28 protein-coding genes are annotated in these 26,247 nt (G+C 73.2%); 18 read left to right on the forward strand and 10 right to left on the reverse strand.

All coding sequences use genetic code 11. From position 1 onward, the window contains the following. Positions 1–208: 208 nt before the first annotated feature. The 13 genes from ACFVTF_RS07820 to ACFVTF_RS07880 all read left to right on the forward strand — a co-directional run bounded on the left by ACFVTF_RS07820 (position 209) and on the right by ACFVTF_RS07880 (position 11,910). Entirely contained in the window at positions 209–1,726 is a 1,518-nt protein-coding gene (locus ACFVTF_RS07820) for an AMP-binding protein (protein WP_387810570.1), read from the forward strand. Continuing rightward, complete coding sequence (locus ACFVTF_RS07825; RefSeq protein WP_387810573.1) at positions 1,723–1,992, forward strand: acyl carrier protein; 270 nt, start codon at positions 1,723–1,725, stop codon at positions 1,990–1,992. The genes ACFVTF_RS07820 and ACFVTF_RS07825 overlap by 4 nt, the downstream gene beginning before the upstream one ends. Positions 1,993–1,994: 2 nt before the next feature. Next, complete coding sequence (locus ACFVTF_RS07830; protein WP_387810575.1) at positions 1,995–3,062, forward strand: anthranilate phosphoribosyltransferase; 1,068 nt, start codon at positions 1,995–1,997, stop codon at positions 3,060–3,062. Beyond that, a complete protein-coding gene (gene trpA / locus ACFVTF_RS07835) occupies positions 3,059–3,862 on the forward strand; it encodes a tryptophan synthase subunit alpha (protein WP_387810578.1) in 804 nt (267 codons plus the stop codon). Before ACFVTF_RS07830 ends, trpA begins: the two co-directional genes overlap by 4 nt. 108 nt (positions 3,863–3,970) lie before the next feature. Further along, positions 3,971–4,345, forward strand: coding sequence for an ectoine synthase (locus tag ACFVTF_RS07840; RefSeq protein ID WP_331744348.1), 375 nt, complete (start codon positions 3,971–3,973; stop codon positions 4,343–4,345). A gap of 13 nt (positions 4,346–4,358) precedes the next feature. After that, positions 4,359–5,498, forward strand: a complete 1,140-nt coding sequence (locus tag ACFVTF_RS07845) for an acyl-CoA dehydrogenase family protein (protein ID WP_331744351.1) — start codon at positions 4,359–4,361, stop codon at positions 5,496–5,498. A 6-nt stretch (positions 5,499–5,504) separates the two neighbouring features. After that, on the forward strand, positions 5,505–6,179 hold the full coding sequence (locus ACFVTF_RS07850) for an N-(5'-phosphoribosyl)anthranilate isomerase (protein ID WP_387810582.1): 675 nt from the start codon (positions 5,505–5,507) through the stop codon (positions 6,177–6,179). Then, positions 6,180–6,971 carry an indole-3-glycerol-phosphate synthase gene (locus ACFVTF_RS07855; protein ID WP_387810584.1) on the forward strand — a complete coding sequence of 264 codons (792 nt, stop codon included), beginning with the start codon at positions 6,180–6,182 and terminating at the stop codon, positions 6,969–6,971. It begins immediately after the preceding gene. A gap of 4 nt (positions 6,972–6,975) precedes the next feature. Continuing rightward, positions 6,976–7,191 (forward strand): MbtH family NRPS accessory protein, encoded by a 216-nt coding sequence (locus tag ACFVTF_RS07860; protein WP_331744360.1) that lies wholly within the window; start codon positions 6,976–6,978, stop codon positions 7,189–7,191. Next, positions 7,188–8,366 (forward strand): Glu/Leu/Phe/Val dehydrogenase dimerization domain-containing protein, encoded by a 1,179-nt coding sequence (locus tag ACFVTF_RS07865; RefSeq protein WP_387810587.1) that lies wholly within the window; start codon positions 7,188–7,190, stop codon positions 8,364–8,366. The genes ACFVTF_RS07860 and ACFVTF_RS07865 overlap by 4 nt, the downstream gene beginning before the upstream one ends. A 341-nt stretch (positions 8,367–8,707) precedes the next feature. Beyond that, complete coding sequence (locus tag ACFVTF_RS07870) at positions 8,708–9,556, forward strand: class I SAM-dependent methyltransferase (RefSeq protein ID WP_387810589.1); 849 nt, start codon at positions 8,708–8,710, stop codon at positions 9,554–9,556. A gap of 379 nt (positions 9,557–9,935) precedes the next feature. Then, a complete protein-coding gene (locus tag ACFVTF_RS07875) occupies positions 9,936–11,270 on the forward strand; it encodes a hypothetical protein (protein ID WP_387810591.1) in 1,335 nt (444 codons plus the stop codon). Between the two features lie 109 nt (positions 11,271–11,379). Then, positions 11,380–11,910 carry a GNAT family N-acetyltransferase gene (locus ACFVTF_RS07880; RefSeq protein WP_387810594.1) on the forward strand — a complete coding sequence of 177 codons (531 nt, stop codon included), beginning with the start codon at positions 11,380–11,382 and terminating at the stop codon, positions 11,908–11,910. 85 nt (positions 11,911–11,995) lie between these two features. Here the strand turns inward: ACFVTF_RS07880 and ACFVTF_RS07885 are convergent, their stop codons facing one another. Next, positions 11,996–13,159 (reverse strand): hypothetical protein, encoded by a 1,164-nt coding sequence (locus tag ACFVTF_RS07885; protein WP_387810596.1) that lies wholly within the window; start codon positions 13,157–13,159, stop codon positions 11,996–11,998. A gap of 113 nt (positions 13,160–13,272) precedes the next feature. On the opposite strand from ACFVTF_RS07885, the gene ACFVTF_RS07890 reads away from it, so the two are divergent. Both ACFVTF_RS07890 and ACFVTF_RS07895 read left to right on the forward strand, forming a co-directional pair. After that, positions 13,273–13,605 (forward strand): PadR family transcriptional regulator, encoded by a 333-nt coding sequence (locus tag ACFVTF_RS07890; RefSeq protein ID WP_387810778.1) that lies wholly within the window; start codon positions 13,273–13,275, stop codon positions 13,603–13,605. Further along, positions 13,602–14,567: a hypothetical protein gene (locus ACFVTF_RS07895; RefSeq protein WP_387810599.1), complete on the forward strand. Its 966-nt coding sequence runs from the start codon at positions 13,602–13,604 to the stop codon at positions 14,565–14,567. The genes ACFVTF_RS07890 and ACFVTF_RS07895 overlap by 4 nt, the downstream gene beginning before the upstream one ends. Before the next feature lie 274 nt (positions 14,568–14,841). On the opposite strand, the gene ACFVTF_RS07900 is transcribed toward ACFVTF_RS07895, so the two are convergent. The 5 genes from ACFVTF_RS07900 to ACFVTF_RS07920 all read right to left on the reverse strand — a co-directional run bounded on the left by ACFVTF_RS07900 (position 14,842) and on the right by ACFVTF_RS07920 (position 20,188). Next, a complete protein-coding gene (locus ACFVTF_RS07900) occupies positions 14,842–15,747 on the reverse strand; it encodes an NAD-dependent epimerase/dehydratase family protein (RefSeq protein ID WP_387810601.1) in 906 nt (301 codons plus the stop codon). Beyond that, positions 15,747–16,877, reverse strand: coding sequence for a cytochrome P450 (locus ACFVTF_RS07905; protein ID WP_387810603.1), 1,131 nt, complete (start codon positions 16,875–16,877; stop codon positions 15,747–15,749). The genes ACFVTF_RS07900 and ACFVTF_RS07905 overlap by 1 nt, the downstream gene beginning before the upstream one ends. Next, on the reverse strand, positions 16,874–18,349 hold the full coding sequence (locus ACFVTF_RS07910) for a class I adenylate-forming enzyme family protein (RefSeq protein ID WP_387810606.1): 1,476 nt from the start codon (positions 18,347–18,349) through the stop codon (positions 16,874–16,876). The genes ACFVTF_RS07905 and ACFVTF_RS07910 overlap by 4 nt, the downstream gene beginning before the upstream one ends. Positions 18,350–18,434: 85 nt before the next feature. Next, positions 18,435–19,178, reverse strand: a complete 744-nt coding sequence (locus tag ACFVTF_RS07915; protein WP_387810609.1) for a glycosyltransferase — start codon at positions 19,176–19,178, stop codon at positions 18,435–18,437. Next, on the reverse strand, positions 19,175–20,188 hold the full coding sequence (locus ACFVTF_RS07920; RefSeq protein ID WP_331744392.1) for a 3-oxoacyl-[acyl-carrier-protein] synthase III C-terminal domain-containing protein: 1,014 nt from the start codon (positions 20,186–20,188) through the stop codon (positions 19,175–19,177). Before ACFVTF_RS07920 ends, ACFVTF_RS07915 begins: the two co-directional genes overlap by 4 nt. 313 nt (positions 20,189–20,501) lie before the next feature. Between ACFVTF_RS07920 and ACFVTF_RS07925 the strand changes: the two genes are divergently transcribed. Then, positions 20,502–20,714, forward strand: a complete 213-nt coding sequence (locus ACFVTF_RS07925; protein ID WP_331744396.1) for a cold-shock protein — start codon at positions 20,502–20,504, stop codon at positions 20,712–20,714. Positions 20,715–20,844: 130 nt separating this feature from the next. Here ACFVTF_RS07925 and ACFVTF_RS07930 read toward each other — a convergent pair whose 3' ends face one another. Continuing rightward, positions 20,845–21,909: an Lrp/AsnC family transcriptional regulator gene (locus ACFVTF_RS07930; protein WP_387810612.1), complete on the reverse strand. Its 1,065-nt coding sequence runs from the start codon at positions 21,907–21,909 to the stop codon at positions 20,845–20,847. A gap of 214 nt (positions 21,910–22,123) precedes the next feature. On the opposite strand from ACFVTF_RS07930, the gene ACFVTF_RS07935 reads away from it, so the two are divergent. Next, on the forward strand, positions 22,124–23,563 hold the full coding sequence (locus tag ACFVTF_RS07935; RefSeq protein ID WP_387810615.1) for a UbiD family decarboxylase: 1,440 nt from the start codon (positions 22,124–22,126) through the stop codon (positions 23,561–23,563). Positions 23,564–23,665: 102 nt separating this feature from the next. Next, positions 23,666–24,298 (forward strand): UbiX family flavin prenyltransferase, encoded by a 633-nt coding sequence (locus ACFVTF_RS07940; protein ID WP_387810618.1) that lies wholly within the window; start codon positions 23,666–23,668, stop codon positions 24,296–24,298. A gap of 84 nt (positions 24,299–24,382) precedes the next feature. On the opposite strand, the gene ACFVTF_RS07945 is transcribed toward ACFVTF_RS07940, so the two are convergent. The 3 genes from ACFVTF_RS07945 to cas1e all read right to left on the reverse strand — a co-directional run bounded on the left by ACFVTF_RS07945 (position 24,383) and on the right by cas1e (position 26,246). After that, positions 24,383–24,772: a RidA family protein gene (locus ACFVTF_RS07945; protein WP_387810621.1), complete on the reverse strand. Its 390-nt coding sequence runs from the start codon at positions 24,770–24,772 to the stop codon at positions 24,383–24,385. Between the two features lie 176 nt (positions 24,773–24,948). Then, positions 24,949–25,227 (reverse strand): type I-E CRISPR-associated endoribonuclease Cas2e, encoded by a 279-nt coding sequence (gene cas2e / locus ACFVTF_RS07950; protein ID WP_331744407.1) that lies wholly within the window; start codon positions 25,225–25,227, stop codon positions 24,949–24,951. Next, positions 25,224–26,246 (reverse strand): type I-E CRISPR-associated endonuclease Cas1e, encoded by a 1,023-nt coding sequence (gene cas1e / locus ACFVTF_RS07955; RefSeq protein WP_387810623.1) that lies wholly within the window; start codon positions 26,244–26,246, stop codon positions 25,224–25,226. The genes cas2e and cas1e overlap by 4 nt, the downstream gene beginning before the upstream one ends. Position 26,247: the final 1 nt, after the last annotated feature.

The following is a 26,247-nucleotide window of genomic DNA, read 5'->3' on the forward strand; positions in this document are numbered from 1 at the left end:
CGTCTCTGACGTGCCGTCATGACGCGGATCGTGCACTCCACTTCCGTGGACGGGCATCACGTGATAATTCTTCTGTCTCCAGGGGACGGCCGGGTGGGCCCCTTTCCTGTCGGGCCTTCATTGTTCCGGAAAAGATCGGTGAACCCGTTGCATGAACTCATCCGTTGTATATGAACCCACCCCGTTGCATGAACTCGGAGAAGTCGTGATGCAGCAGCAGAGTCTGGTGGGTTCATTCGTCTCGCACGCCACCGGCCACCCCGGTGATCCGGCGCTGATATGGCGCGGGGAAGAGACGACCTACGGTGAACTCCACCAACTGGCGGAGCGGGAGCGCGTCCGGATCGCCGGGCTCGCCCTGGGCGGGGACGAGCCGGTCGGCATCCCGGCCGCCAAGTCGCCCTCGACGATCGCCCTGGTGCTCGCCTGCCTGCTGGAAGGGCGGCGCTTCCTGCTGCTGCCAGCGCCCGCGCCGGAGGGGAGAACACCCCACGCGCTGGTCGAGCAGGCCGGAATCCGGCACGTCCTGTCGCCGGAGAGCCCTCGGGCGCCCGGACCGGGGCCGGGTGACCCGGACCGGCCGGCGGCACCGGAGGCGCCGCGCCGCACGGAACCCGGCGACGTCTCCTTCATGTTCACCACCTCCGGATCCACCGGGCGGCCGAAGATCGTGCCGCTGAGCACGGGGGCGGTGGACCGCTTCACCACCTGGGCCGGCGAGCGGTTCGGCATCCGTCGGGGAACGACGGTCCTCAACTACGCGCCGCTCACCTTCGACCTGTGCCTGCTGGACATCTGGACCACGCTCAAGTACGGCGGCCGCGTCGTCCTGGTCGACCCGGCCCGGGCCACCCAGCCGGGCTACCTGCTGGACCTCGTGTCCCGACACGCGGTCCGACTCGTCCAGGCGGTACCGATGTTCTACCGGCTGCTGGTCGACGCGGCCGCCGGGAGCGGCCGGCGGCTCGACACCGTCGAGCACGTCGTCTTCACCGGCGACAGCATGCCCGCCCGCTGCCTGTCCGAACTCCCGCGGCTGTTCACCGGCGCGCGGTTCTACAACGTCTACGGCTGCACCGAGACCAACGACAGCTTCCTGCACGAGGTCGACGGCACCGAGCCGGCCGACGGCCCGGTGCCGATCGGGCGCCCGCTGCCCGGAGTCCACGCGGTGATCGTCGGTGCCGACGGCGGGATCGTGACCGGGCCGGGAACCGGCGAGCTCCACGTCGCGACGCCGTTCCAGACCGACGGCTACCTGGACCGGGAGCAGGACGCGGACAGGTTCGCGACCCACCACCACGACGGGCAGGCGCGGCGCCACTTCCGCAGCGGCGACCTCGTGCGGCGTGACCGGGACGGCCGCATCACCCTGGAAGGCCGCAACGACCACCAGGTCAAGGTCCGCGGCGTGCGGGTCAACACCCACGAGGTCGAGCAGGTGCTGCTCGACCACCCCGACGTCGTCGAGGCGGCCGTGGTGACCGTGCCCGACCCGGTGGCCGGCCGCCTGCTGCGGGGCGTGGTCCGCCGCGCCCCGGACAGCCGGCTGAACTCGCTGGCGCTGCGCCGGCACTGCGCACAACGGCTTCCGCTCACCGCCGTCCCCTCGACCCTGCTGATCGTGGACGACCCGCTGCCCAGGACGTCCACCGGAAAGATCGACCGCACATCCCTCCAGCCCGCCTGCTCCCCGTCCCAGCCAAACGAAGGAACGGCCACGTGAAACACGCCGCGGTAGTCACCCAGTTCATCATCGAGGAGTTCCTGCCGGACGTCGGCGCGAACGAACTGGACGCCGACTACGACCTCGTGGACGGCGGGGTCATCGACAGCCTCGGCCTGCTCAAGACGATCGCCTGGCTGGAGGACTGCTTCGACCTGCGCGTCGAGGAGATCGACCTCGACCTCGACCCGGACAGCTTCCGCTCGGTCGGCTCGATCAACAGGTTCATCGAGCAGGCCCAGCAGCACCGGACGGACGCCCCCTAGTCATGCACGAGGTGCTGCGAGCGCTGATCGGCCGGGACCGCGCCGTCGTCGACCAGGAGATGTGGGGGTCCTTCTGGGACCAGCTGCGTGACGGCGCCCTCCGCTCCGGCGAGACGGTGGCGCTGCTGTCCTCGCTGTCCACCCGGATGCCCGACCGGGACACGCTGGTCGCCATGCTCCGCTCGCTGGACGAGCGCCGGCCGGCCGTCCCCGCGCGGCTGGACGGCACGGCCAACATCGTCGGCACCGGAGGCGGGCCGGCCACGTTCAACATCTCCACCGCGGCGGCGTTCGTCGCCGCCGCCCTGGGCGTGCGCATCGTCAAGACGGGATCCCGCGCCTACACGAGCACCTGCGGCTCCCACGACCTGCTCGACAGCCTCGGCATCCGGACGACCGCCTCGTACGAGCAGACCGACGACCTGCTGGAACGCTTCGGCATCGCCTTCCCGGGGAACTTCGTCTACCCGCGGGAGGTGGCGCTGCTGGCCCGGAGCATCGTGCCGATGGACCTGCGGATGATCGGCGGATTCGTCAACTCCGTCGGCCCCTTCCTGGCCGCGGTGCCGGTCTCCGCCCAGCTCGTCGGCGTCTCGGACCATGCGCTGCTGCCGGTTCTGGGCCCGGTCGCCGCCACGGTCGCCGACCGGAGGATCTGGCTGTGCTCCAACGAGCTGGGAGTCGACGAGCTCGTCAGCTCCGTCGACAACGTCGTCCTCACCAATGACGGCACCGACGCGATCCGGCTGCGGGCCGAGGCTCCCAAGGCTCCGGGCAGCGGCACCGGCACCGGCACCGACGCGATCGCCGAACTACGGCCGGCCGCAGCGGGAGAGGACGTCGTCGACCACTTCCTCGCCGTACTCTCCGGAGCCGGGACGCCGCTCGCAACGCGGACCGTCCGCCTGAACGCCGCCGCCCTGGCCGTCGCGAGCGGGCTGATCGACGGCTGGCCGGAGGCGATCCGGGCGGCCGACGACGCCCTCCGCAGCGGCGCCGCCCGCGCCCTCGTCGACCGCTTGCGCGCCCACCCGGCGCGCAGCGTGATCACCACGGCGCGTGCGCGGTGAGCGGGTTCTTCGCACACCGGCCACCGGACCGGCCCGGCCTGGCGATGTTCCTCAACGCCGGAGACCCCCCGCTGCCCGTCCTCGCCGACGTCCTGCGGATGCTCGACGACTGCCACGTGGACTGCCTGGAGCTGGCGGTGCCCTTCCCCGACTCGGTCACCGACGGGCCGGTCATCCGCCGATCGGCGCAGCGGGCCCTGGCCGACGGCGTCGGACTCGACGAGGTGCTCGGGTTCCTCGGCGGGATCCTGCCCCGGCTGCGCCACCTGCGGGTGGCACTGCTGGCCGACTGGAGCCACACGGTCAGAGGCCTGACCGTGCCCGGCTTCGTCCGGCGGGTCGCCGACTCGGGCGTCGACGGCCTGCTGGTCCACGGCCTGCCGCCGCGGCTACGGGCCGGCTACCTCGAAGCGGTGCAGGAGGCGGGGCTGCCCGTGGTCACCACCTGCTACGCCGCGTCGACGGCCGAGGTGAAGGCCGCGGCCGCCGAGTCCGCCACCGCGTACCTGTACCTGGTGGCCCACTACGGCCGCAGCGGCGGCACGCTCACGGCCGACCGCCAGGAGCTGGCCGACGCGCTGGCCGCGCTGCGCAGGACGACCGCCGTACCGATCGCCGTCGGGTTCGGCGTCCGCTCCAGGGCGGACATCGACCTGCTGCACGGCCTCGGCGCCGACGCCGCGGTCGTGGGCAGCGCCGGGGTCGCCCGGATCGAACACGCCCTCGCCGAAGGGGCCGACGTGGTCGAGGAGCTCCACACCTTCGTACGGACCGTTTCGCCGTACTCGGCAAACCGCTGATCCGGCAAGCCGCTCACTCAACAAACCGCTCACTCAGCAACCCGCTGATTCAGCAAACCGCTCACTCAACAAGCAACTCACTCAACAAGCCGCCAGGAGGCACACCCGATGATCGTCCGACGCCTTGACGAGGTGACCACCGTGGACTGGGGCAACGGGCTCAGCCGCAGGTTCCTTCTCGAATCCGACGGCCTGGGCTACACGATGACGGACACCACCGTCCGCGCCGGCACCAAGTCGAGGCTGGAGTACCGCCGCCACCTGGAGGCCTGCTACTGCATCGAGGGAACGGGCCAGGTCGTGAACGCCGACGGCACGTCCCACCCGATCGAGCCGGGCACCCTGTACGCGCTCGACCTGCACGACGCCCACTTCCTGATCGCGGACCAGGACGCGGACCTCCGCCTGGTGTGCGTGTTCTCGCCCGCGCTGCGCGGCGACGAACGCCACAACCTGGACTCGACCGACTTCTCCGAGTACTGAGCAGGACTGACGGATGATCAGCTGGAACGCCGACCAGATCGCCCTGGGCGAGGGCATCGCCCAGTGGTGCGAGGAACTCAGCTCGGGCCATCTCGAAGGGGACGCGGAAGGCGCCTTCCCGTGGGACAAGTGGAAGCTGATCCAGCGGTCCGGAATCCTCGGCCTGCCGTTCGACGAGCAGTGGGGCGGGCTGGGCCAGGACCTGCTCACCACCATGCACGTGCTCGAACGACTCGGCACCGGATGCCGTGACGGCGGACTGAACTTCTCGGTCGCCACCCACCTGGTCGGCGTCGGAGTCCCGCTGCAACGTTTCGGCTCGCCGGAGCTCAAGGCGCGCCACCTGCCGGGGATCTGCTCGGGAGAGACGATCGGGGCGCACGCGATCAGCGAGACCGAGAGCGGCTCCGACGCGCTGGCGATGAGGACCACCGCCACCCGCGAGGGCGACGACTTCGTGCTGCGGGGCGGCAAGGCCTTCATCACCAACGGCCCGGTGGCCGACGTGTTCGTGGTCTACGCGCGCACCCACCCGAAGGCCGGCCCGCTCAGCATCACCGCCTTCGTCGTGGAGCGGGACACCCCCGGGCTCGTCGTCGGGCCACCCGTCGCCACCATGGGGCTGCGGACGGCGCCGCTGGGCGAACTGCACTTCGACGACTGCCGGATCCCCGCGTCCGCCGCGATCGGCCGGGTCGGATCCGGGTTCCTGGTCCTGGACCACGTGATGAAGTGGGAGATCCTCTGCTCCTTCGTCATCAACACCGGCCAGATGCGGTACCGGCTCGACCGCTGCGTCGAGTACGCCAAGGAGCGCGTCCAGTTCGGCAGTCCGATCGGCTCGTACCAGTCGGTCTCCCACAAGCTCGTGGACATGAGCATCGGCCTGGACACCGCACGCAAGTGGCTCTACGACACGGCCGTCCGGCTCACGGAGGGCGAGAACGTCACGAGGGACATCGCCGTCAGCAAGGTCCTCACCAGCGAGAGCAACCTCTCCTCCGCACTGGCCGCCGTGCAGATCTTCGGCGGCAGCGGGTACCTGGCCGAGTACGGACTGGAGAAGGACGTGCGCGACGCGGTCGCCGGCCCGATCTACTCGGGCACGTCGGAGATCCAACGCAACCGCATCGCCGCCATGTTGGGGCTGTGACACCTGATGCTGGTCAAGATCTGCGGAGCCACCTCGGCCGAGGACGTGGCAGCGCTCGACAGCGCCGGAGCCGACTTCGTCGGCCTGTGGCACGGCGTCCCAGGCGGCCGCGCCAATCTGACGCTCAGTCAACTCACCTCTCTCGTCGACACCGTGCACCGAACGGCGCGGATGCATCCGGTCCTCGTGACCTTCCTCAACGACGCCGAGACGCTGCGCGCGGCGACGGCCGCGGCCGGGGTCCGGTGGGTCCAACTGCACGGCTACCAGCCGCCGGGCCTGGTCCGCGCCCTGAAGGGCACCACGGACCTCACCGTGGTCAAGGTGCTGCACCTCGGCGCGGACACCCGCGCGGAACGGTCCCTGATCGCGGCGTACGAGCGGGCCGGGACGGACCTCTTCCTGCTGGACGCGGTCGCCGGGGACGGCCGGATCGGCAGTACCGGGCAACCGGCGGACTGCGGGGCCGTCATCGAGTTCGCGGACCGCCTCTCGCGGCCCTTCCTGCTGGCCGGCGGCATCTCGGCTGACAACCGGGAGGACTACCGGGCCGTGCTGGACCACCCCCTGTTCCTGGGCGTCGACGTGGACACGGCGGCCAGGGACCTCGACGGACGGCTGAGCGCCGACCGGGTCACGGCCGTGCGGCGCGGCTGGCGTGACCCGAAAGCGAGGGCCTAGATGACGGCCGCGTTCATCGAGGCGCTGCTGGACGCCCGCCGACCGGTGATCATGGAGCTCAAGCGGCAGGACGCCGCCGGACACGACCTGTTCGGCGACAGGTCGGCCGCCCGGCTGGTCGCCGACTACCAGGACGTCGGCGCGCCCTGCCTGTCCGTGGTCACCGGCCGGTGGTTCGGCGGCACCCCGGACCTGCTGCACGAGGTCGTGTCGGCGACGGACCTGCCCGTGCTGCAGAAGGACTTCATCACCCGCCGGAGCCAACTGCACCAGGCCCGCGAGAGCGGCGCGTCCGCGGTCCTGCTCACCGCCGCGCTGCTGCCGCGCGCCACCCTGGGCCATCTGGTCGAGCTCGGCCTGAGCCTGGGCCTGACACCGTTCGTCGAGGTCACCACCGAGGAGGAGATCAGCCGCGTGCCGCGCGCCGAGGAGTGCGTGGTCGCGGTGAACAACAAGGACATCGCCACCCGTGAACGCGGCGCGGGCGACCTCGGGCGCAGCTCGTCACTCCTGCCCGCGGTGCTGGGCAGCGGCACCCGGTGCCCGGTGAGTGCCGGGGCCATCCGCGGCCCCGACGCCGCCGCCCGCCTGCTCAGTGAGGGCTTCGCCGGTGTGCTCGTCGGAACGGGCCTCCTGCGCGCCGCCAGCCTGCCGGCGTGGCTGGACGGCCTCGATGCGCGCCTCGACGCCCGTCCCGGACCCCACCATGGCCCCCGTCTCGACGCCGGCCGTGAATCCGCTCCACCCGTCCGCCGTCCGGCGGACCCCCCGACCACCGACATCTGGAGGTAACGGCATGACCAGCGCAGCACCCGAGCAGTGGAAGGTCGTCGTCAACGACGAGGAGCAGTACTCGATCTGGTCCGCCGACCGCGAGTCGCCGGCCGGCTGGCGCGAGGTCGGTGTGCGGGGCGCGAAGGACGAGTGCCTCGCGCACATCGAACACGTGTGGACCGACATGCGCCCCCGCAGTCTGCGCCTGCGGTCCGTCCCGGCGGACGGTGCGCAGTGAACCGGACGCTCGCACCGCACGGCGCACGCCCGGTGGCCGAGCCCCTGCTCTCCACCACCCTGAACCTCCCGGGGTGCCAGGCCCGGGGCTGGGTCGTCGTCGACTCCATGGTCGACGGCCTGGCCCTGGGCGGCACCAGGATGACCCCGACGGTGACCGAACAGGAACTGGCCGGGCTCGCCAGGGCCATGACCCACAAGCTGGCGCTGGTCGGCCTGCCCATCGGCGGCGCCAAGGCCGGCATCGCACCCGATCCGGGCGCCACCGTCGAACGGCGGGCGGTGATGCGGGGGTTCGGCCGCGCCGCGGCCCCGCTGCTGAACGGCGGGGTGTACCTGGGGTGCGACCAGGGCACCACCTACGCCGACCGGCAGGTCGCCTTCGAGGCCGCCGGGTACGACGTCACCCGCCGCCCCGGCACCACCCGCCTCACCGTCGACTGGGCCGAATTGTGGGACCACATGGGCGACATCACCGGGTTCGGCGTGGCCGTCGCGGTGCTCGGCGCCCTACGGGCCTCCGGTGCGCGGACCCCGCAGCGCATCGCGATCCAGGGCTTCGGCACCGTCGGGCGCGCGGTGGCCGGCCACCTGGCCGCCCACGGCCACTCGGTGGTGGCCGTGGCCGACGTCCGGGGCACTGTCGAGGACCAGCGCGGACTGCCCGTCGCCGAACTCGCCGCGCTCACCAGCAGCGACGGCACGATCGACCGGAGACGGCTGCCCGCCCGGGTCACCGTCCACGGGCCCGGGCAGGCGTGGCTGCACGTCGACGCCGACGTGCTGGTGCTGGCGGCCTCCGCCTCCGCGGTCGACGAGGAGGCGGTGCCGGCGGTCCGGGCCGGCCTGGTGGTCGAGGGCGGAAACCTGAGCTGCACCCCGCCCGCCCGCCGGTTGCTGCGCGAGGCCGGCCACACCGTCCTGCCGGACGTGGTCGTCAACGTCGGCGGAGCGGCGGCGACCGGGTGCGTGCTCGCCGGGCTGGCCCCGTCCGACCTGCCGCTCCCGCAGCTGTCCGCGTGGCTGCGCGAGTGGGTCTCCAGCAGGGTCGCCAGGAACTGCGAGCTGGTACAGGAGCTGAGCGCCTCGGGCAGCGCCGATCCGGTCGCGCAGCTCCTCGGTGAGCGCGGAGCCCCGGCCGGCGCCTACGAACCGGAGGTGCCGGCCGACCGGTGACCCGGCGTCAGGACGAGCCCTCGCGGCCTCACTCGAACGTGGCCTCGCGCGAAGCGGACCGCACCCTCCGTGGTTGCCGGCCTCCTGGGATGACCGCGGCAAAGGTGCGGCACATCGTCGGGGTGGAGCGCTTCCGTCCCGGCGGGCCCGTCCCTGCCCCTGAGTAGTGCTCCTGCCCTCGCCGCCCTTCGCCTCATCGGCGACCCACCAGCGACTCATCAGCTACCGAAGCGACCGAAGCGACTCAAGGTTGGTGGTCAGTGCGCGCATTCGCGGCCGGCCGCGCACGGACCCGGCTCCCCTCATCAGGCCCCTCCGGTTCGATCATCTAGGCTGGCGCGATGACTGATGAGCAGGAGCGGGTGCAGCCGTCGGGAGTGTGGGCCACGGCGGTGGGGGTGGCCAGGGTGCGGGCGCTGGAGACCGAGCGGGTGGACGCGTTGTTCCGCGACCCACTGGCGCAGGCCTTCGCCACCGCCGGCGGCCTGTGGCCCTCCTCGCCGCCACCCGCCGACGAGGCCGCGCGCCGCCGCCGACTGGCCGTGTCGTTCTCCATCGTCATCAGGACGAAGTTCCTCGACGACCTGTTGCAGCAGGCCTCCGCGTCCGGGGTCCGGCAGGTCGTGCTGCTCGGCGCCGGCATGGACAGCCGTGCCTTCCGGATGGACTGGCCCGAGGGCACCCGGCTGTTCGAGGTCGACACCGCGGTGCCACTGGACTTCAAGGCCTCGGTGCTGCGCCAGGAGCGGGCCGTCGCACGCTGCGAGCGGATCACCGTCGCGGCGGACCTGCGGGAGGACTGGCCGGCCGCGCTGGCCGCCGCAGGGCACGACCCGGCCGCGACGACCGTGTGGATCGCCGAAGGACTGCTGATCTATCTGCCCGAGGACGCGGTGGAGCTGCTGCTGGCCCGGATCAGCGCGCAGTCGGCGCCAGGCAGTCGGATGGGGCTGACCTTGGGCTCGCGCGGCGTGATCGAGCGCTTCGGCGCGGACTCCGTGCCCGGCTCGGCGGCGTCCATGTGGGTCTCGGAGATGCCCGACGACCCGGCGGACTGGCTGGCCGGGCACGGCTGGGAGGCCGACACCCACACCCTGCGCGAGCGCGCCGCCGCCTACGGCCGCCCGATCAGCACCCCGCCGCAGCGCGAGGAGCAGCCCGGCGGACTGGTCTCGGCGGTCCGCCGGTAGCGCGCCTCCCGGTTCCTCCGCCCAACAGCCGCCCAACAGCCGCCCGAACGCTGCCACTTCACGTGAACGAAGCCAGGCCGCCTGCGCATCCCGCTGGAGGTCGCGGATGTGCGGGCCGTGGCCGCCACGTCCAGCGCGTTCCGGCAAAGGGTTCGTCAACGGTCATTCCTCAACTCCCGGATTCCGCAGGTGGCATGCCCACCGAGTCCGGCCGGACCGGCATCCGCCGTGGTCGGGAGGTGGAGAGGAGTTGGCGAAATCGTGTCCATGACCGGTCCGGCCCCGTTGACCGCCGGTACGGCCGGGCGGTTGGCTCGCCCCGAGCCGGCCGGCGGGGGCGGGAAGCGGTGCGGGCCGAGGCAAGGGGAGGACGGTTCAGGTGGAACGGACGAACGCGAGGACCCGCGGCCGGTGGGCGGTACGGGCCGGCAGCGTGCTGGCAGCCGCACTCCTGGCCGCCACCACCGCCCAGGCCCAGGCCCAGGCCCAGGCCGCGCCGCTCCCGGAGGGCACCGTCACGGTGAACGTCGCCCCCGACGGCACCCCGGCCGACGACTGGTCGGAGCCGCTGGGCCTGAGCGCCGACGGCCGCTACGCCCTCTTCACCTCGCTGGCCGCCAACCTGGTGCCCGGCGACACCAACCGCCTGTACGACGTGTTCGTCCGCGACCTGTGGACCGGGCACACCGAGCGGGTGAGCGTGGCCGACGGCGGCGGCCAGCTCGACGGCTCCACCAACCAGGCGGCGATCAGCGCCGACGGCCGGTACGTGGCCTTCAGCACGAACGCCACCGACGTCATCCCGGGGCGGCACGGCGACGGCCGGTTCGACGTCTACGTCCGCGACCGCTGGACCGGCCGCACCGAACCGCTCACCGCGGGCACCGGCGCCGGCAACTCGCTCGACCCGGCGATCAGCGCCGACGGCCGGTACGTCGCGTACGCCTCGGACCGCTCCGACCTCGCCCCCGGCACCCAACCCGGCGTCCAGAACGTCCACCTGACGGACCGTCGCACCGGCGCCACCCGCCTGGTCAGCACCGGCCGCGACGGCGCCCCCGCCGACGGCGGCTCGGTCGAGCCCTCGCTCAGCGCCGACGGCCAGACCGTCGCCTTCCGCTCCAAGGCGACCAACCTGCTGCCGACCGCGCCCACGGCGGCCACAGCGGCCGCGACCACTGCCACGACCGCCACCAAGCCCCCGCCCGCACGGCAGCTCTTCCCGCTCTACACCTACGACGCGCGCACCGGCCGGATCCAGGGCGCCAGCATCGACGCCTCCGGCACCCTGCGCGACGCCGCCAAGGCCGGGCGCCTCAGCCCCGACGGGCGCTACGCCCTCTTCCGCGTCTTCGAACGCGAGCAGGACGTCGTCCAAGTCCGCCTCTACGCCCGCGACCTGCGCACGGGCACGGTGACCACGGTCTCCGCCGTCGACTCCCAGCCCGCCGTCATGACCGCCGACGACCGCTGGGTCTACTTCGCCTCCGACTCCGCCGTCCTCGTCCCCGGCGACACCAACGGCGTCGCGGACGTCTTCCGCCGCGACCTGTGGACCGGCCGGATCGAACGCGTCAGCACGGCGGCCGACGGCAGTCAACGGCCCGGCGCCTCCACCGCCCCCAGCGTGGACGCCCTCGGCACGACGGTCCTGTTCAGCACCCTGAACGGCACCGGCGCGGAGCTCCTGGCCCGCCGCCTGCCGCCGCTCTGACTTCGGCCGAACTCCCCTCTCCGGCAGTCCCGGTGACGGCGGCGGTGCAACGCGCCGGAGAGGGTCTAATTCGGTTGAGCGGCCGACACGGCCCTGGTAACAATGTGACATGATACAAGGACTCAAGATCGCCCTCCGCGCACGCCACGAGAGTGACGTAGCCGTTCTGCAGACCGAGCTGTACGACGACGTCGCCACCCGCTCCCGGGCCGACACCCGCCCCTGGCGGCCCATCTCCCCGGGCGCGGCAGAATCCCCCTACGCGCCGACCCCGCCCTCGGACGAAGCGGCCTGCTTCTCCGTACTGGAGCTGGCCACAGGGGAGTTGGCCGGGGAGGCCGTGCTCTGGGGCATCGATACCCACAACCGCACCGCCCACCTCGGGATCGCCCTGCGCCCCGGCGTGCGCGGCCGGGGCCTGGGCACGGACGTGGTCAGGGTGCTCTGCCAGTACGGCTTCGCGGTACGCGGCCTGCACCGGCTGCAACTGGAGACCCTCGCCGACAACACCCCGATGATCGCGGCCGCCCGCCGGGCCGGCTTCACCCTGGAGGGCACACTCCGCCGCTCCGCCTGGGTGTGCGGCGAGTTCGCGGACGAGGCCGTCCTCGGGCTCCTCGCGGAAGACTGGAGGCCGTGAGGCTCGCCGGCGCGATCGCGTCGGCCTGAGCCGCAGCGCTCCAGGCTCGGGAGCCGGCCCGGGCCCGGAGCGGCCGGGCAGCGCCCTACCAGTCGCGGACGGATTCGCAGCCCTCGATCAACCCCTCGCCGGCCCAGGCCAGATCGGCTCCCGACCCTGCCTCGGCCCCAGCCTCGGTGATGATGGCGTCGAGCGCGTCGTAGAGCTCCTCGCGCTCAATGGTCTCGATGAATCCGGCACGCGCGTCGAGTTCGTTGAAGGCTTCGCCGAACTGCTCCCCGAGCTCGACGAGCCTGGGCGTCAGGACGTCCGCCGACTCCCCCGAGGCCAGCACGGCCAGCACCGCGCGTCGCGTCGCCCGGTACTGCGCCAGCGCCTTCTTGTAGACCGCGGCGCTGATCTGCTCGCGGCCGTCCCAGTTCCGGAGCGGATTGTCGAGGTTCTCGGCGAGCCACTGGGGCTTCCGGGGCTTGGCGACCCTGACGTAGACGCCCTGGGGCTCCTCGGGCCGCCAGAGCCTCCTCATCGCCGTCGCGTACTCCGCGGGGACACTGACCAGTTCCAACGACTCCAGTGCCGGAACCCGCCCCGGCAGGAGGCAGTCCGCCTCGACCATCCCGAAGACGTCGGAGAGCCTGAGCCACTTCAGCGAAGTCAACTCGTTGAGGCTCGATGCCGATGACAAGGTCACCGGCCCGCTGAGCGTCAGGCCGGTCAGCGCCGGATACCGCTCGACGAGCCGCGCACAGTCCAGCGATCCCGCAGCCAGAACCGTCAGCCGACGCGTCTCCTCGTCAGGATCTGCCGTCCCGGGGAGAGGGTCGTTCACTTCGGTCCCGGTGATGTGCTTCGCCCACGGGTCGGACCACTGCGACTCGTCGCCCTGCTGCCGGCGCCGCGCCAGGGCCAGATCGAGCCCCATGCCCCACCCGAACGCGTAGCTGTTCGGCGTCCGGTCGTGCAGCAGCGGCAGCCTCCCGATGACCTTGTAGCTCCGAGGGAGCACCCACTCGTAGTGGCAATGCGACAGACCGAGAGGACCCCAGAGCGGCACGACGTCGCCGAGCTCCGCCACGGACACCGGCTCCGGACCGGACCAGTCGAGGTGCAGGACGCCCGCGAGCTGGTGGTCCGGGTCCAGACTGGTGATCTGTGCCGCTGTCCACTCGCCGAGGTACTCGGAGAACGCCGCGACGACATCGCCCGGGACGATGGGTCTGGGAGGTGCTGATTCCTTGACAGTAGCCATGCCCCGCACACTATTCGGCACCACCCACAACGACGTCCGCATCGTTTCGCGGGGGCCTTGCCAGACACTACGGTCACCGTACTATGGTGGGGAGCGTGAAGAACAAACGCTCCATGCAGGAGCCGACCTTCCTGATCCTCACCGCGCTCGCCGACCGGCCCCGGCACGGCTACGCGCTCGGGGACGAAGTCGCCGCGATCTCCGAAGGCCGGGTACGGCTCGGCGCCGGCAGCCTCTACGGCACCCTCGACCGGCTCCTGGCCGAGGGGCTGATCCGCGTCGAACGCGAGGAGACGGTGGACGGGCGCCCCCGGCGCGTGTTCTCCCTCACCCCGGACGGTGAACAGTCGCTCAGGGACGAGGCCGAACGCCTCCGCTCCGCACTGCGCGAGGCCGACCGGCGCCTGACACAGATCTGGACCCGTCCCGCAGGAGGCACGGCATGACCTCGAAGCACCCCTTGACCACGCGCCTGCTCCAACAGGCCCTCCGGCTGTACCCGGCCTCCTACGGCGCCGACGCACTCGCGGAGGTCGCCGACCTCGCCCGACACCGGATCTCCCGCTCCGGCTCCGCGGCGGGGCTGCGCGAGGTGGCCGACGTCGCCGGGCACGGGGCCCGGCTCCGGCTGGGCATGGTCTCCCACCGGCCGCCGGGCCGGGCGTTCGCCACCGCGGCGCCGCTCGCCGCGATGCTGGCCGGAACGTACGCGGCGACCCACCTGTGGCGGAACCTGCAGCTCGCCATCAGCCCCGAGTCCTCCGACTTCCCCGCCGGAGTCCCGGCGGGAGGCGCGCTCCTGGCGGCGATGTCGCTGCTCGTCCCCGCCGTGCTGACGGCCTGCGCGGTCGCGGCCGGCCGCTGGTCGGCCGCACGGGCCCTGGCCCTGGTGTCGCTGGTGCTGGCACCGCTGTTCTACGCCATGTGCCGCCTCGGGCTGCTCGACCTGGACTTCCGCACCGCGGCCGAACTCGGCCTCGGCCCCCGGGGGTTCGGGCTGATCGTGCTCAACACCCTCGTCCTGCTGGTCGCCCCGCAGGACCGGACCCGCAGGACCGGAAGCGGGCTCTGGCTGGTCGTCGCCGCGGTCACGGCCCTGGGCGTCGGCGCCACGATCACCGGCGAGTCCGCCGCGCGGATCCTCACCTCCGGCTTCGGCATCTGGGCCCCGCTCGCCACCGGTGCCGCCCTGGCCTTCACCACCCGGACGGCCGGGAACGCGGCCCTGGCCGCGACCGTCCTGGCGGCACCGCCCGTACTCACCCCCGTACTCCTCGGCGGCCACGCGTCGGTCGCGGCGATGCTGCTTCAGCTCCTCATCCCGTCCGCTTTCGGCTACCTGACGGCCCGAAGCGCGGCTCTCCTCATCGCCCGCCTCCCCCGACGGAACCGTCTCTCCCGCCCCTGACCGTCCTCCACACCACACTCACGTCGCCCTCCTCGACGGAGGCAGCGTCCCAGGGGGTTTGCGGGCGGGCCCGGTCACTGGACGCTGGGGCCTCCCGGCGTCGGCTGCACCCCGCATCGCCACAAGCTTCGGTCCCGGCTCCCGCTCGCGGGGCGCCGGGACCGAAGCTTGTGGCGGGGTGCGCCACCGACCCGTACCCGCTGGGCCGTCCCGACCTGCGCGACACCGACGCGTCTGCTGCTGACCGTCGACAGCACGGAGCGGGACGGCGGCGTCAGGGGTGGTAGTCGGTGAGGGTGTGGGTGGGGGTCCAGCCCTGGGTGCGGGCGCGGGTGAGGTCGAGGACGACGCTGCGGGTGAGGAGGTCGACGGTGTAGGGGGTGAGTCCTGGGATGCGGGTGGTGCGGGCGGCGAGGCGGGCGAGGGGTGCGGGGAGGTGGGCGATGCGGGCGGGGAGGCGGTGGGCGGTGAGGACGTGGCGCAGCGCTTCGTCGCGGCGGTAGGGGGTGGCGTCGGCGATGTTGTAGGCGCCGGGCGGCCAGGGCGGGGTACCGGTGAGGCCGAGGGCGGACAGGCAGGCGTCGGTGAGGTTGGCAACGGCGGTGAGGCTGAGCGGGATGTCGCGGCCGGGCAGCGGGAGCAGGCCGTGCCGGGCGCGGGCGAGCAGTTGGGGGACGAGGTGGGGGTCGCCGGGGCCGTAGACGGCGCGGGGGCGCAGGACGACGGCGCCGGCCGTGAGGGCGAGGCGTTCGGCGGCGGCCTTGGTGCGGCCGTAGGCGTTGAGGTGGCCGGCGGCGGTGGGGTGGTCCTCGGTGACGGCGGTGGCAGCGGGGGCGGTGCGGGCGGCGGTACGCGGGTCGTAGACGCTGGCGCTGCTCACGTGGACGAGGGGACGCCCGGCGGCCGCGCGCAGGACGCGTTCGGTGCCGGTGACGTTGACGGCGTGCTGGTGGGCTTCGGCGGAATCGCCCGGGGGCAGGTCGGCGACGGTGGCGGCGCAGTGGACGACGAGGTCGGCGCCGGTGAAGTCGGGCTCGCCCTCGATGGCGTCCCAGGGGTGGTGGCGGCCGACCGGGCCGGGGCGGCGGCCGTGGCAGGAGACTTCGAGGCCCAGGGCGGCGGCGGTGCGGGCGAGGTGGGCGCCGCAGAAGCCGGTGGTGCCGGTGATGGCGAGGTGCATCAGGATCTTCCCCGTCGGACGGTGAGTTCGGCGTAGCCGGGCAGGGCGCTGCGGCGGTCGACCCGGGCGCGGGTGACGACCGGGTGGTGGGGGGCGAGCGCCAGGAGGAGGTCGGCGAGCAGGGTGCGGGCCAGGCCGGCCCCGGGGCAGGCGTGCGGGCCGGCGCCGAAGACGGCCTGGGTGGCGGCGGGATCGTCGGCGTGGCTGCGGCGGTGGGCCCGGGCGGCGTGCCGGGCGACCAGGACCAGCCGGTCGCCGGCCCGTACGGGGTGCCCGGCGAGGGTGGTGTCGGCGGCGGCGACCCGGGGCAGCAGCGGGGACGGGGCGGTCAGGCGCAGGAGTTCGGCGGCGAGGCGGGGTGCGGTCGTCTCGCTCACGGTCGGCCAGAGCCCGGCGTCGGCGCACCAGGCGACGGCCCGGGGCAGTGCGGCGACGGTGGTGTTCACGGCGGCGACGGCCACCATGGCGTCACGCGCGTCGGGCGCGTCGGGCAGCAGGGCGGCGAGCCGGGCCGCGGCGGCGACCGTGGCGGCGGCCGCGTCCGGTCCGCGGCGGCGGGGGCCGGGGAGGTGGTCGCGGGCGGCGTGGGCGGCGACTTCGGCCGCGGCGTGGGCGAGGCGGTGCGGGCAGGACTGCGCGCCGGTCAGGGCTGCGGCCGTGACGCCGGCCAACTCGCTTGCCAGTGACACGAGTTCGAGCTCGCCTGCGACCAAGTCCGGGACCCGCGTCGCGAGCACGGCCTGCCAGTGCGGGCGGATCCGTTGCTGTGCGGCGGTGTCGAGGCCGTCGGCCAGGGCGCGGCGGGCGGTGCGGTGTTCGGCGCCGTCCTGGTCGAACAGCAGTCCGCCGACGGCGAGTTCGGCCGCTGCGCCGCCGGTGGTGCCGGGTGCGGTGCGGTCCAGCGGGACCTTGGTGAGCGCTTCGCGGTAGGCCTCGGTGTCGTGCACCAGCACGGTGCGGCCGAGCCGGACCACCGGGCGGCGGCGGGTGGCGGCGAGCAGGGCGAAGAGCAGGGGGTGGCTGCGCAGGTAGACCCGGCGGTCCCGGCGACGGGCCCGGCGGGCGGCGGCGGGTGCGGTCATCGGTGCGGGCGTCGGTGCGTTCACGGGGTCGGCCACGGGGTCGGTCACCGGGCCAGCTCCCGTGCGCAGTGCGCGGCGGCCGCCGCCCGGTCCGGCTTGCGGGAGCGGCCCGCGAGCGGGACCTCGCCGAACAGGACGGCGTCCGGCCGGGCCGCCGCCATCCGGTCGAGAGGTCGGCGCAGGGCCTCGCGCAGGCGCCGCGGGTCGGTGCCCGGCGCCGGCTGGACGAGGGCGACCAGCCGCTCGTCGCCGTCCCCGGCCGGAACGCCGACCAGGACGGCCAGTTCGACGCCCGGCAGGTGCAGCGCCGGTTCGTACAGGCCGGGGTAGATGTTCTCGGCGCGGCGCAGCACCATGTCCTTGAGGCGGCCGGCGAGGACGATCCGTCCGTCGGGGGTGAGGGCGGCGCGGTCGCCGGTGCGCACCCAGGGGTCGGGGTCCTCGCCGAGGTAGCGGTGGCGGGCGCCCGGGCCGGTGAGCAGCAGTTCACCGCCGGTGGCGATCCGGGCGCGGACGTCGGGCAGGGGGGCTCCGACCAGGTCGCCGTCCCCGTCGTGGGCGCTCTTGTCCGCCTCCTCGACGGCGGCGGCCGGGAACAGTTCGGTGAGCGCGTACACGCTCCAGGCCTGGTGGGCGCCGGACTGCTTGACCCGGCGCAACAGGGCGGCGTCGGCGGGGGCGGAGCCCGTCCAGACCCGGCCGGTGAAGCGGGCCCCGGCGGCGAGGGCGGCGCGCAGTTGCGGTGGGGTGAGGTAGGTGTGGGCGGGGTCGAGGCGGGCGAGCTGGCGGCCGAGCGCGGCGGGGCGGCGGGCGGGCAGCACGACGGCGGCGCCGGCGGCGAGGGCCGGGACGAGGACGAAGAACGTCCCGCCGAGGACGACCGTCCCCGGGCGCGGGTCGACCAGGTCGGCGACGGCGCGCAGCCCGGCGGCCAGCCCGTCGCGGGTGTGGACGACGGCGCGCGGGCGCGCGGTGGTGCCGGAGGTGAAGACGATCACCGCGTCCGTTTCCGGGCCGCTGTCAGGCCGGGCGGGCGGCGGGGTCGCGCCGGCAGGGCGCAGGTGCGGCGCGCAGCCGGGCAGCCGGCGGCCCAGGGTGGCGACCGGCCCGAGTACGGTGAGGCGGGGCAGGGCGAGGTCCGCGCGGCGGGCGAGCGGCCCGGCCCAGCCGGCCACCGCCTGGGCGGCGGCGTCGGCGAGGACGAGATCGGGGCGGGCCAGGGTGAGCCGGGCGGCGAGCACGTCGGGCCCGGCGGTCGGGTCGAGGACGGCGATGCGCAGGCCCAGCCGGTGCGCGGCGAGCATGACGGCCAGTGCGCGCGGCCCGGGCCGGACGGCGACGCCGACGGTGTCGCCGGGGCCGAGGCCGTGGGCGTGCAGCGCGGCGGCGTAGCCGTCGGCCAGGTCGGCGAGTTCGCCGCGGCGGATCACCGGGCGGACGGTGCCCAGGCGGGTGTGGCGCAGGACGGCGGGCCGGTCGGGGTGGTCGGTGCGCAGGGCATGGGTGAGCCGGTCGAGCATGGCGGGTCCTTCGGCGGGCTGCGGAGCGGAACGGAGCGGGTCCGGTCGAGGAAGGGTCGGTGAGGAGCGGGGCGCGCGCGGGCTGTCAGCGCACGTCGACGGCGCGCGGCCCCGCGCCGCGCTCCAGGTACCAGCGCGCGGTACCCAGCACGCCGTACGCGCGGATGCGCCGGGTGGAGTTCTGCACCACCATGTCGCGGCGGCGCACCACCGCCGTGGTGTGCCGGCGGACCCTGTTGAGGAACGCCCGGTCGGTGGGCGAGGGCCGCCGGGGCATGCCGCCGACGGCGAGGTAGAGCTCGGCGGTGATCGCCATGTTGTTGCCCGCGTGCATCCGGTACGGGGTCAGGTAGCCGTGCCGGCGGCGGTGCGCGGGCCGGATCCGGCCGAAGAAGGCGCCGAGCGCGACCAGTGCCAGGAACACCGCGCGCCCGGCCGGGCCGTGCTCGTCGTGGCGGGCGGTGACCCGGCCGCAGACCAGCCCGCCGGAGGCGACCAGCCCTGCGCGGGCCGCGGCCGTCCAGCCCGGTTCGGGCAGGCAGTCGGCGTCGGTGCGGGCGAGCAGGGTGGCGCCGTGGGCGATGGCGTACCGGAAGGCGGTGTTCACCGCGGAGCCGACACCCTTCTCCGGCTCGACCACCACCTCGACCGGGAACGGCGCGCGGGCCGCGAAGGCACGGGCCAGGGCGACGGTGCCGTCGGTGGAGCCGTTATCGGCGACGAGCAGGGTGAAGTCACGGTCGCGCTGGGCGGCGAGGGCGCGCAGCACGCCCTCGATCCGGGCCTCCTCTTGGTAGGCGGGGACCACCACCCACAGGTCGGTGCTCACGAAGCCTCCCAGACCATGGTCATCAGGCTGACGCCGCCGCCGAGCCCGATCAGCAGCACCTTCTCGCCGGGCGCCAACGTGCCGCGTATTCGGTCGAGTTGCACGCCCAGCGTGGCACTGGCGACGTTGCCGAGTTCCGGCACGGTCAGGACCAGCTTCCCGGCCGGCACCCCGGTCAGCTCGACGAAGCGCTCCAGGTAGGGGATCGTCACCTGGTGCACCAGCACCCGGGCGTAGTCGTCCCAGCCGAGGCCGGTGCGGGCGGCGAGCCGGGCCAGGGCGGCGGGGCCGATCTCCTCGAAGATGCCGCGCAGTTCCTTGCCGCCGCCCCGGAAGTAGCTGTACTCGTCGCCGCGCGGGTGGCGGGAGCCGCCGCCGGGGATGCCGCCGGCCGGCCAGTGCTCGGAGGCCGTCTCCGTCCCGACGTCGAGGATCCCGCCCCGCTCCACGGCCTCGACGACGACGGCCGCCCCGGCGTCGCCGAAGGTGTAGCCGGCGAAGCCGTCCCGGAACTCCGCCGGGGAGGACGGCGTGCGGAGCATGGCCCGGCTGGGCGTCTCGCCGGTGACGACCAGGGCACGCCGGGCCCGGCCGGCCAGGATCATCGCGCGGGCCAGGTCGATCCCGTTGAGGAAGCTGTTGCAGGCGTTGCTGACGTCCAACGCGTGTGCCCGGGTGCCGAGTTCGGCCTGCACGATGTGGGCGGTGGCGGGCTCGCACACGTCCCGGGTGGCGGAGGCGAACAGCAGCAGGTCCACGTCCTGCGGGCGCAGCGCGCGGGCGGCGAGGGCCCGTCGGGCGGCGCCGACCGCGAGGGTGGAGGCGTACTCGCCGTCGGCGGCGAAGTGGCGGGTGCGGATGCCGGTCGCCTTCTCGAACATCCGCTCCGGAAGGGCGAGTCGGCCGCCGGCGGTGACCTCGTCCTGGAGCTGCTGGGAGGTGAGCCGGCGGGCCGGCAGGTGGGATCCGACGGCGGTGATGCCGATCCTCGGTGTTGCTGCTGGGTGCATGCCCCCATGCTCCGGCGGCACGGCCGGGCCGGCCTGAGTACGGGTACTCAGGCCGGCCCGCCGGGCTACCCGATCACGTCTGCGCAGCTGGACGGTGGACGACTGCCGGGCTGCCGGGTTGCCGGGCTGGCTAGTTGCCTAGTTGCCGCGACTCCGGCGCGGGCGGCACCTGTGGTGCCGTCACCGGTCCGGGTGGCTACTCACCGCAGCGGCCGACCAACTTCGCGTTACGGCCCCGCCGAGACCCCGAGCCCTGTCATGATCGGCGTGTTGCGTCTCGTAGATCCTCGATCTTCGGAAAACAGGAGTGGCTGTGGCAGAGCGGCAGAACGGCACGGTGAAGTGGTTCAACGACGAGAAGGGCTACGGCTTCATCACCCCGGAGTCCGGAGCGGACCTGTTCGTTCACTTCCGGGCGATCCAGGGAGAAGGCTTCAAGTCCCTGGTTGAGGGCCAGAAGGTGACCTTCGTGGCGGTCCAGGGCCAGAAGGGGCTCCAGGCCGACGAGGTCCAGGTCGTGGGGTAGTAGCAGCTCCTCTCCTTCCTTCCCTCTCCTCCCCCCCGGCCCCGGGTGCCGGTCCGGGCAGGAGACGCGGGAGATGCGGGAGATCACGTCCTGGGCGGCCTCCGTTCGATCGGGGCCGCCCAGGCCGTTCTCAGCCGCGCCGGGTGCTGCTCGGCCGGTTGCGGTGGCGGCCGACGGTGCCGACGCGTTTGAGGGTCCGGACGATCGGGGCGGTCTCGACCGTGTCGATGCCCGGGAGGGCGCCGAGACGGGCGGTCAGGTAGTCGTACAGGTACTCGTCGTCGGGGCAGAGGACGGCGGCGAGGAGGTTGGTCCGCCCCGTGGTGGCGGCGGCGTAGGCGACTTCGGGGTGTTCGGCCAGGGCTGCGCCGACGGCGGCGAGGTGCGAGGGCCGCACCGACATCCAGATCGCGGTGGTGGTCGGGCTGCCCAGTAGCCGCTCGTCGACGTCCACGACGAAGAAGAGCGCCCCGGCCGCGCGCAGGTGGGCGATCCGGCGACGCACCGTCGACTCGTGGCAGCGGGCCTCGACGGCCAGCGCCGCGTACGTCGTGCGGCCGTCGCGGGCCAGCGCGGCGAGCAGCGTGTGGTCGAGGTCGGTGAGCTCGGTGAGCCCGGCGGGCTCAGTGGGCTCCAGCGACGGCGCCGAGGACGACGACGGCCGGGCGTCGGCAGGCGGGAGCCTCGGGGGTGGGAAGGCAGGCGGCGGGAACGCGGGGGCGAGCGCGTCCCGCTGGTCCTGGTCCAGCGCGCAGGTCAGGGCGCCCCAGGTGGTCGGGCCGCCCTTGAACAGCCGCAGCACGCGCTGCGCGGTGATCGAGGTGACCCCCGGGAGCCGGTCGAGCAGTTGCACCGGCGCGTCCTGGGCACGGTCCCGGTGCGCCACGAGGTGGCAGATGATCTCGGTGGCGCCCGAGGCGAGCTGGACCCACCGCGTGTCCTCCCGCGCGGCCAGGGCCCGGGCCAGGCCGAGCGAGGCGCCGGGGGCGGACTGCAGCCGCAGCGTCCACACGGTCTGCCCGACGGGCCGGGGGTTGAGCCGGCCGATGACGCGCAGCCCGGCGCTCTCGCACAGCGCGGCGTAGCGGCGGGCGACGACCTGCTCGGAGACGCCCAGCACCGAGGCGATCCGGCGCAGGGGGGCGCGCCCGTCGATCTGCAGGGCGTGGATCAGTCGGAGATTGAGGGATTCCACGGATCCAGACCCTACCGGGGGCGGTATCCGGCACCTGCGTCCGGACTCGTTGCGCCCGCTCGCGGCCGATCCGGATCATCGGTGCGCAGGCCGACGCGGCACCTGTCCGCGCGGAACTGCGACCCCCGTGGCGGCCGCGCCGAGGCTCGGCCGCCACCCGCGAGGAAGAGGAGGAGGGGAGATCCGGGCACACCACCCGGCTCCCCGACGGCAGATGAGCGCATTTCGTGATCTTCGGCATTACATCGACCACCTGACCGAGGCCCTCGGGCAGGACGAAGTCCTCCAGATCGACGGCGCCGACCGGGACCTGGACATCGGAGGCATCACCGAACTGCTGGCGGAGCGGGAAGGCCCCGCCCTGATGTTCGACAACATTCCGGGATTCCCCACGGGGTACCGGGTGTTCACCAACTTCATGGGGACGCCCGCCCGCACCGCGGTGGCGCTCGGGCTGCCGCACGACACCCCCAAGCTCGACATCGTGCGGGCCTGGAAGGACCTCAGCAAGCGGATCGAGCCCGTTCCCCCCGTGGAGGTCGCCACCGGCCCGGTCCTGGAGAACGTCCTGGTCGGCGAGGACGTGGACCTCGGGATCTTCCCCACCCCGCGCTGGCACGACGGGGACGGCGGCCGCTACATCGGCACCGCCTGCATGGTGATCACCCGTGACCCCGACAGCGGCTGGGTCAACGTCGGCACCTACCGGGCCTGCGTCCAGGGCCGCGACCGGTTGTCGCTGTGGATGCTCGGCAACCGGCACGCCAAGGCGATCGCCGAGAAGTACTGGGCACGCGGCCGGACCTGCCCGATCGCCGTGGTGGTCGGGCAGGACCCGATCCTGTCGACCGCCGCCGCGATCGCCGCACCGTCCGGGATGTCGGAGTACGACCTCGCGGGCGGGCTGCGCGGGGAGGGCGTCGAGGTCCTGTACGCGCCGGGCAGCGAGCTCCCGATCCCGGCGCACGCCGAGATCGTGATCGAGGGCGAACTGCCGCCGGTCGAGGAGGAGTCCGTCCTGGAGGGCCCCTTCGGGGAGTGGACCGGGTACTACACGCACTCGGGCCAGGAGACCGTCGTCCGGGTCACCCGGATCCTGCACCGCGACGACCCGATCATCCTGGGCGCCCCGCCGATGCTGCCGACCATCCCGGCTGGCGACCAGGCCGTTCCGCTCTACTCGGCGTCGCTGACCTGGGACCACCTGGAAGCGTCCGGCGTGCAGAACGTCAAGGGCGTGTGGGCCTACGCCCGGCAGCTCCTGATGGTCGTCTCCATCGAGCAGACCGGCGCGGGGGACGCCATGCACGCACTGCTGGCGGCGGCCGGGCGCAAGCGCACCGGCGGCATGGAACGGTACTTCGTCGTGGTCGACGAGGACATCGATATCACCGACATCAACCACGTCCTGTGGGCGATGTTCACCCGCGTCCACCCGACCGAGTCCATCCAGGTCCTGCGCGCGCCCACCACCGCCATCGACCCCCGGCTCGCGCCCGACAAGCTCGCCGCCGGCGACCTGTCGATGGGGATCGTGCTCATCGACGCGTGCAAGCCGTTCGCGTGGAAGGACCGGTACCCGCCGGCCAACCGCGTCGACCAGGCCACCCGCGAGCAACTGCGCGAACGGTGGGCGGGCGTCCTGGCGCTGTAACCCGCCGGGGCGGCGGGCAAGTCCCCCACCCCCTCGGGCCCTTCCCCCTTCGGCCCTTCCCCCTTCGGCCCTTCCCCCTTCGGCTTACGCCAGGAGCACATCGTGTCCGCCACCCCCTCCGCCGCACCCCCCACCACCCGCCTCGTCATCGGAGTCACCGGCGCCACCGGAGCCCCGATCGCCGTCCGCCTGCTACAGGTCCTGCGCGAGGTACCGCAGGTGGAGACCCACCTCGTCCTGAGCACCTGGGCCCGCTCCACCATCGAGGTGGAGACGCCCTACAACGCCCGCAGCTTCGCCGAACTAGCCGACGTGACACACAAGTTCGGCGACCTCGGCGCCACCATCTCCTCCGGCTCCTACCCGGTCGCGGGCATGGCCATCGTCCCGTGCAGCATGAAGACGCTCGCGGCCGTCCGGCACGGCATGGCCGACAACCTCATCACCCGCGCCGCCGACGTCACCCTCAAGGAACGGCGCCCACTGGTCCTCGTGCCCCGGGAGACACCCCTCAACGAGATCCACCTGGAGAACATGCTCGCGCTCTCCCGGATGGGCGTACGCATCGTCCCGCCGATGCCGGCCTTCTACGACACCCCGAACGGCATCAGCGACCTCGTCGACCACATCGTCATGCGCATCCTCGACCAGTTCGACCTGCCCGCAGGCACCGCCGACATCGCGGAACGCTGGCAGGGCCTGGCCGACACCCGCCACCACCGCCCCGCCTCCTGACACCACGCGGCACACCCACCGCCACGAAAGCCACAGCGCTGGTCGCCGCCACCCACGTGTGGCCGCGACCAGCGCTTTCCGGAATCAGTCGAGGACCGCGTCGATCTCCACTTCCACGAGCCATTCGGGATCGATGAAACGTGAGACCTCAACGACAGTGCAGGCCGGACGCACCGACGCGAACCGCTCCCCGTGCGCTCGCGCGGCCTCCTTCCAGCGCGTCACATCAGTGAGCATGAGACGGGTCCGCACAACATCCCCCAACGACGCCCCCGCCTCCTTCAGCGCGGCCTCCGCAATGTCCAGACACCTGACCGTCTGGGCGTACACATCGCCCTTCCCCACGGTCGTCCCACCGTCCCCGATGGGAGCAGTCCCCGCGACTACAACGTGTGACCCCTTGCGGACTGCCCGGGAAAAGCCGATCTGAGGTTCGAGGGGCGAGCCGGAACTGACTATCTGCCGATGATCCATCGCACCATGCTCCCAGAGCACCGCACATCTGAAAACAGGCCCTCCACCGAACACTTCGCCCCTGAACCAACCCATCCCCCGCGCCTGCGGGGCCGATGCGTCGCCGAAACCTTCCCAGAAGCGCCACGGGGAGCAATCCCCGCACGTGCGGGGCCGATGCTTCGTGACCTGCGAGTCTATCGGCGGGAGCGGGCCGAGAGGATCAGTCCGTCGAAGTCGACGGGCTTCCAGCGGTCCTTGCCGGCGGTGCGGACGGTCCAGCCCTGTTCGTTGGTGGCGGGTTCGACGAGGACGGCTTGGCCGTCGCCGATGCGGGTGGCGAGGAGGTCCCAGAGGCGGTCGCGGATGCGGCGGCTGGGGGTGCCGACGAAGACGCCGGCGTTGACTTCGACCATCCAGCGGGTGAGGTGGCCGCGCAGGCCTTCGGGGGCGGCGATGAGGATGATGACGGTCATGGGCTGTCCGTGTCCTGGGTGAACTCCGGGCCGATGATGGCCAGGTGTTCGTCTCCCATGCCCGGGTCGGAGGCAGGGGGCGTCGGTGTGCCTTCCGTCCCGGACCAGTTGACGCCGCCCTGGACCGTGCCGACGCGTTCGTCCCAGAGCTCGTTGACCTCGACGTCCGGCATGTCGGTCCCGTCCGGGCTGAGGAGCGCCTTGACGTCTCGGACGATGCGGCCGAGCAGCTTGTCCTCCGCGATGCGGTCGCGCAGGCCGAGCCGGGCGTCGCGTTCCTCGGTGTGGCCCTGCTTGGCGAGGTCGAAGGCGAGGGGGATGGTGTATTCGGCCTTGTAGAGGTCGGCGATGTCGAGGACGAACGAGGTGGCCAGGCCGGTGTGGACGAAGCCGAGACCGGGGCTGGCTCCCAGGCCGGTGATGACCGCGTGGCAGATCCCGTAGAGCGCGGCGTTGGCCGCCGACAGAAGGCGGTTGAGGTCGTCGCCTGCGGCGTAGGCGTCGCCGGCCTTGTAGACCCGGCCGTTCCAGGGAACACCCGTTCGGTGGGACTCGGCCCGGTAGAGCTTGCGGATACGGGCGCCCTCGCCGCCGCGCAGCTGCTGCATGGTGGCGGTGCTGACGTCCTCGCCGGGGAAGCGCATGCGGTACATGGTCCGGGCGACGGCGAGGCGTTCCTTGGTGCGGCTGACCAGCCAGGCCTGCCGGTTGAGGAGGGCCGCGCCACGGCTGGGGCCGAGTCCGGCCGCGTACATCCGCACGCCCTGCTCCCCGACCCAGCACACGGTGGTGCCGGAGTCGGCGAGCAGGTTGACGGCGCCGTGGGTGATGCGGGTGCCCGGGCCGAGCAGCATCACGGCGACCATCGCCGCCGGGACCCGGACGGTCTCGCGCTTGTTGATGACGACGACGGCGTTCTCGTCGCGGTCGATGTGGCTGCGCTCGACGTACACGCTGGAGACGCGGTCGGCGAGGCGGTGCAGGTCGTGGGGGTGGGCCTTCCACCAGATGTCGGCCATC

Origin of the sequence: Kitasatospora sp. NPDC057940 (genome assembly GCF_042887425.1) — a bacterium.
Classification (GTDB): Bacteria; Actinomycetota; Actinomycetes; order Streptomycetales; family Streptomycetaceae; genus Kitasatospora.

Excerpts from the sequence above, each read along its gene's own strand:
- ACFVTF_RS07820 (WP_387810570.1), top strand. The coding sequence starts at position 209 with ATGCAGCAGCAGAGTCTGGTGGGTTCATTCGTCTCGCACGCCACCGGC.
- ACFVTF_RS07830 (WP_387810575.1), top strand. The coding sequence starts at position 1,995 with ATGCACGAGGTGCTGCGAGCGCTGATCGGCCGGGACCGCGCCGTCGTC.
- ACFVTF_RS07840 (WP_331744348.1), top strand. The coding sequence starts at position 3,971 with ATGATCGTCCGACGCCTTGACGAGGTGACCACCGTGGACTGGGGCAAC.
- ACFVTF_RS07845 (WP_331744351.1), top strand. The coding sequence starts at position 4,359 with ATGATCAGCTGGAACGCCGACCAGATCGCCCTGGGCGAGGGCATCGCC.
- ACFVTF_RS07850 (WP_387810582.1), top strand. The coding sequence starts at position 5,505 with ATGCTGGTCAAGATCTGCGGAGCCACCTCGGCCGAGGACGTGGCAGCG.
- ACFVTF_RS07855 (WP_387810584.1), top strand. The coding sequence starts at position 6,180 with ATGACGGCCGCGTTCATCGAGGCGCTGCTGGACGCCCGCCGACCGGTG.
- ACFVTF_RS07860 (WP_331744360.1), top strand. The coding sequence starts at position 6,976 with ATGACCAGCGCAGCACCCGAGCAGTGGAAGGTCGTCGTCAACGACGAG.
- ACFVTF_RS07870 (WP_387810589.1), top strand. The coding sequence starts at position 8,708 with ATGACTGATGAGCAGGAGCGGGTGCAGCCGTCGGGAGTGTGGGCCACG.
- ACFVTF_RS07880 (WP_387810594.1), top strand. The coding sequence starts at position 11,380 with ATGATACAAGGACTCAAGATCGCCCTCCGCGCACGCCACGAGAGTGAC.
- ACFVTF_RS07885 (WP_387810596.1), bottom strand. The coding sequence starts at position 13,159 with ATGGCTACTGTCAAGGAATCAGCACCTCCCAGACCCATCGTCCCGGGC.
- ACFVTF_RS07890 (WP_387810778.1), top strand. The coding sequence starts at position 13,273 with ATGCAGGAGCCGACCTTCCTGATCCTCACCGCGCTCGCCGACCGGCCC.
- ACFVTF_RS07895 (WP_387810599.1), top strand. The coding sequence starts at position 13,602 with ATGACCTCGAAGCACCCCTTGACCACGCGCCTGCTCCAACAGGCCCTC.
- ACFVTF_RS07900 (WP_387810601.1), bottom strand. The coding sequence starts at position 15,747 with ATGCACCTCGCCATCACCGGCACCACCGGCTTCTGCGGCGCCCACCTC.
- ACFVTF_RS07910 (WP_387810606.1), bottom strand. The coding sequence starts at position 18,349 with ATGCTCGACCGGCTCACCCATGCCCTGCGCACCGACCACCCCGACCGG.
- ACFVTF_RS07920 (WP_331744392.1), bottom strand. The coding sequence starts at position 20,188 with ATGCACCCAGCAGCAACACCGAGGATCGGCATCACCGCCGTCGGATCC.
- ACFVTF_RS07935 (WP_387810615.1), top strand. The coding sequence starts at position 22,124 with ATGAGCGCATTTCGTGATCTTCGGCATTACATCGACCACCTGACCGAG.
- ACFVTF_RS07945 (WP_387810621.1), bottom strand. The coding sequence starts at position 24,772 with ATGGATCATCGGCAGATAGTCAGTTCCGGCTCGCCCCTCGAACCTCAG.
- cas2e (WP_331744407.1), bottom strand. The coding sequence starts at position 25,227 with ATGACCGTCATCATCCTCATCGCCGCCCCCGAAGGCCTGCGCGGCCAC.
- cas1e (WP_387810623.1), bottom strand. The coding sequence starts at position 26,246 with ATGGCCGACATCTGGTGGAAGGCCCACCCCCACGACCTGCACCGCCTC.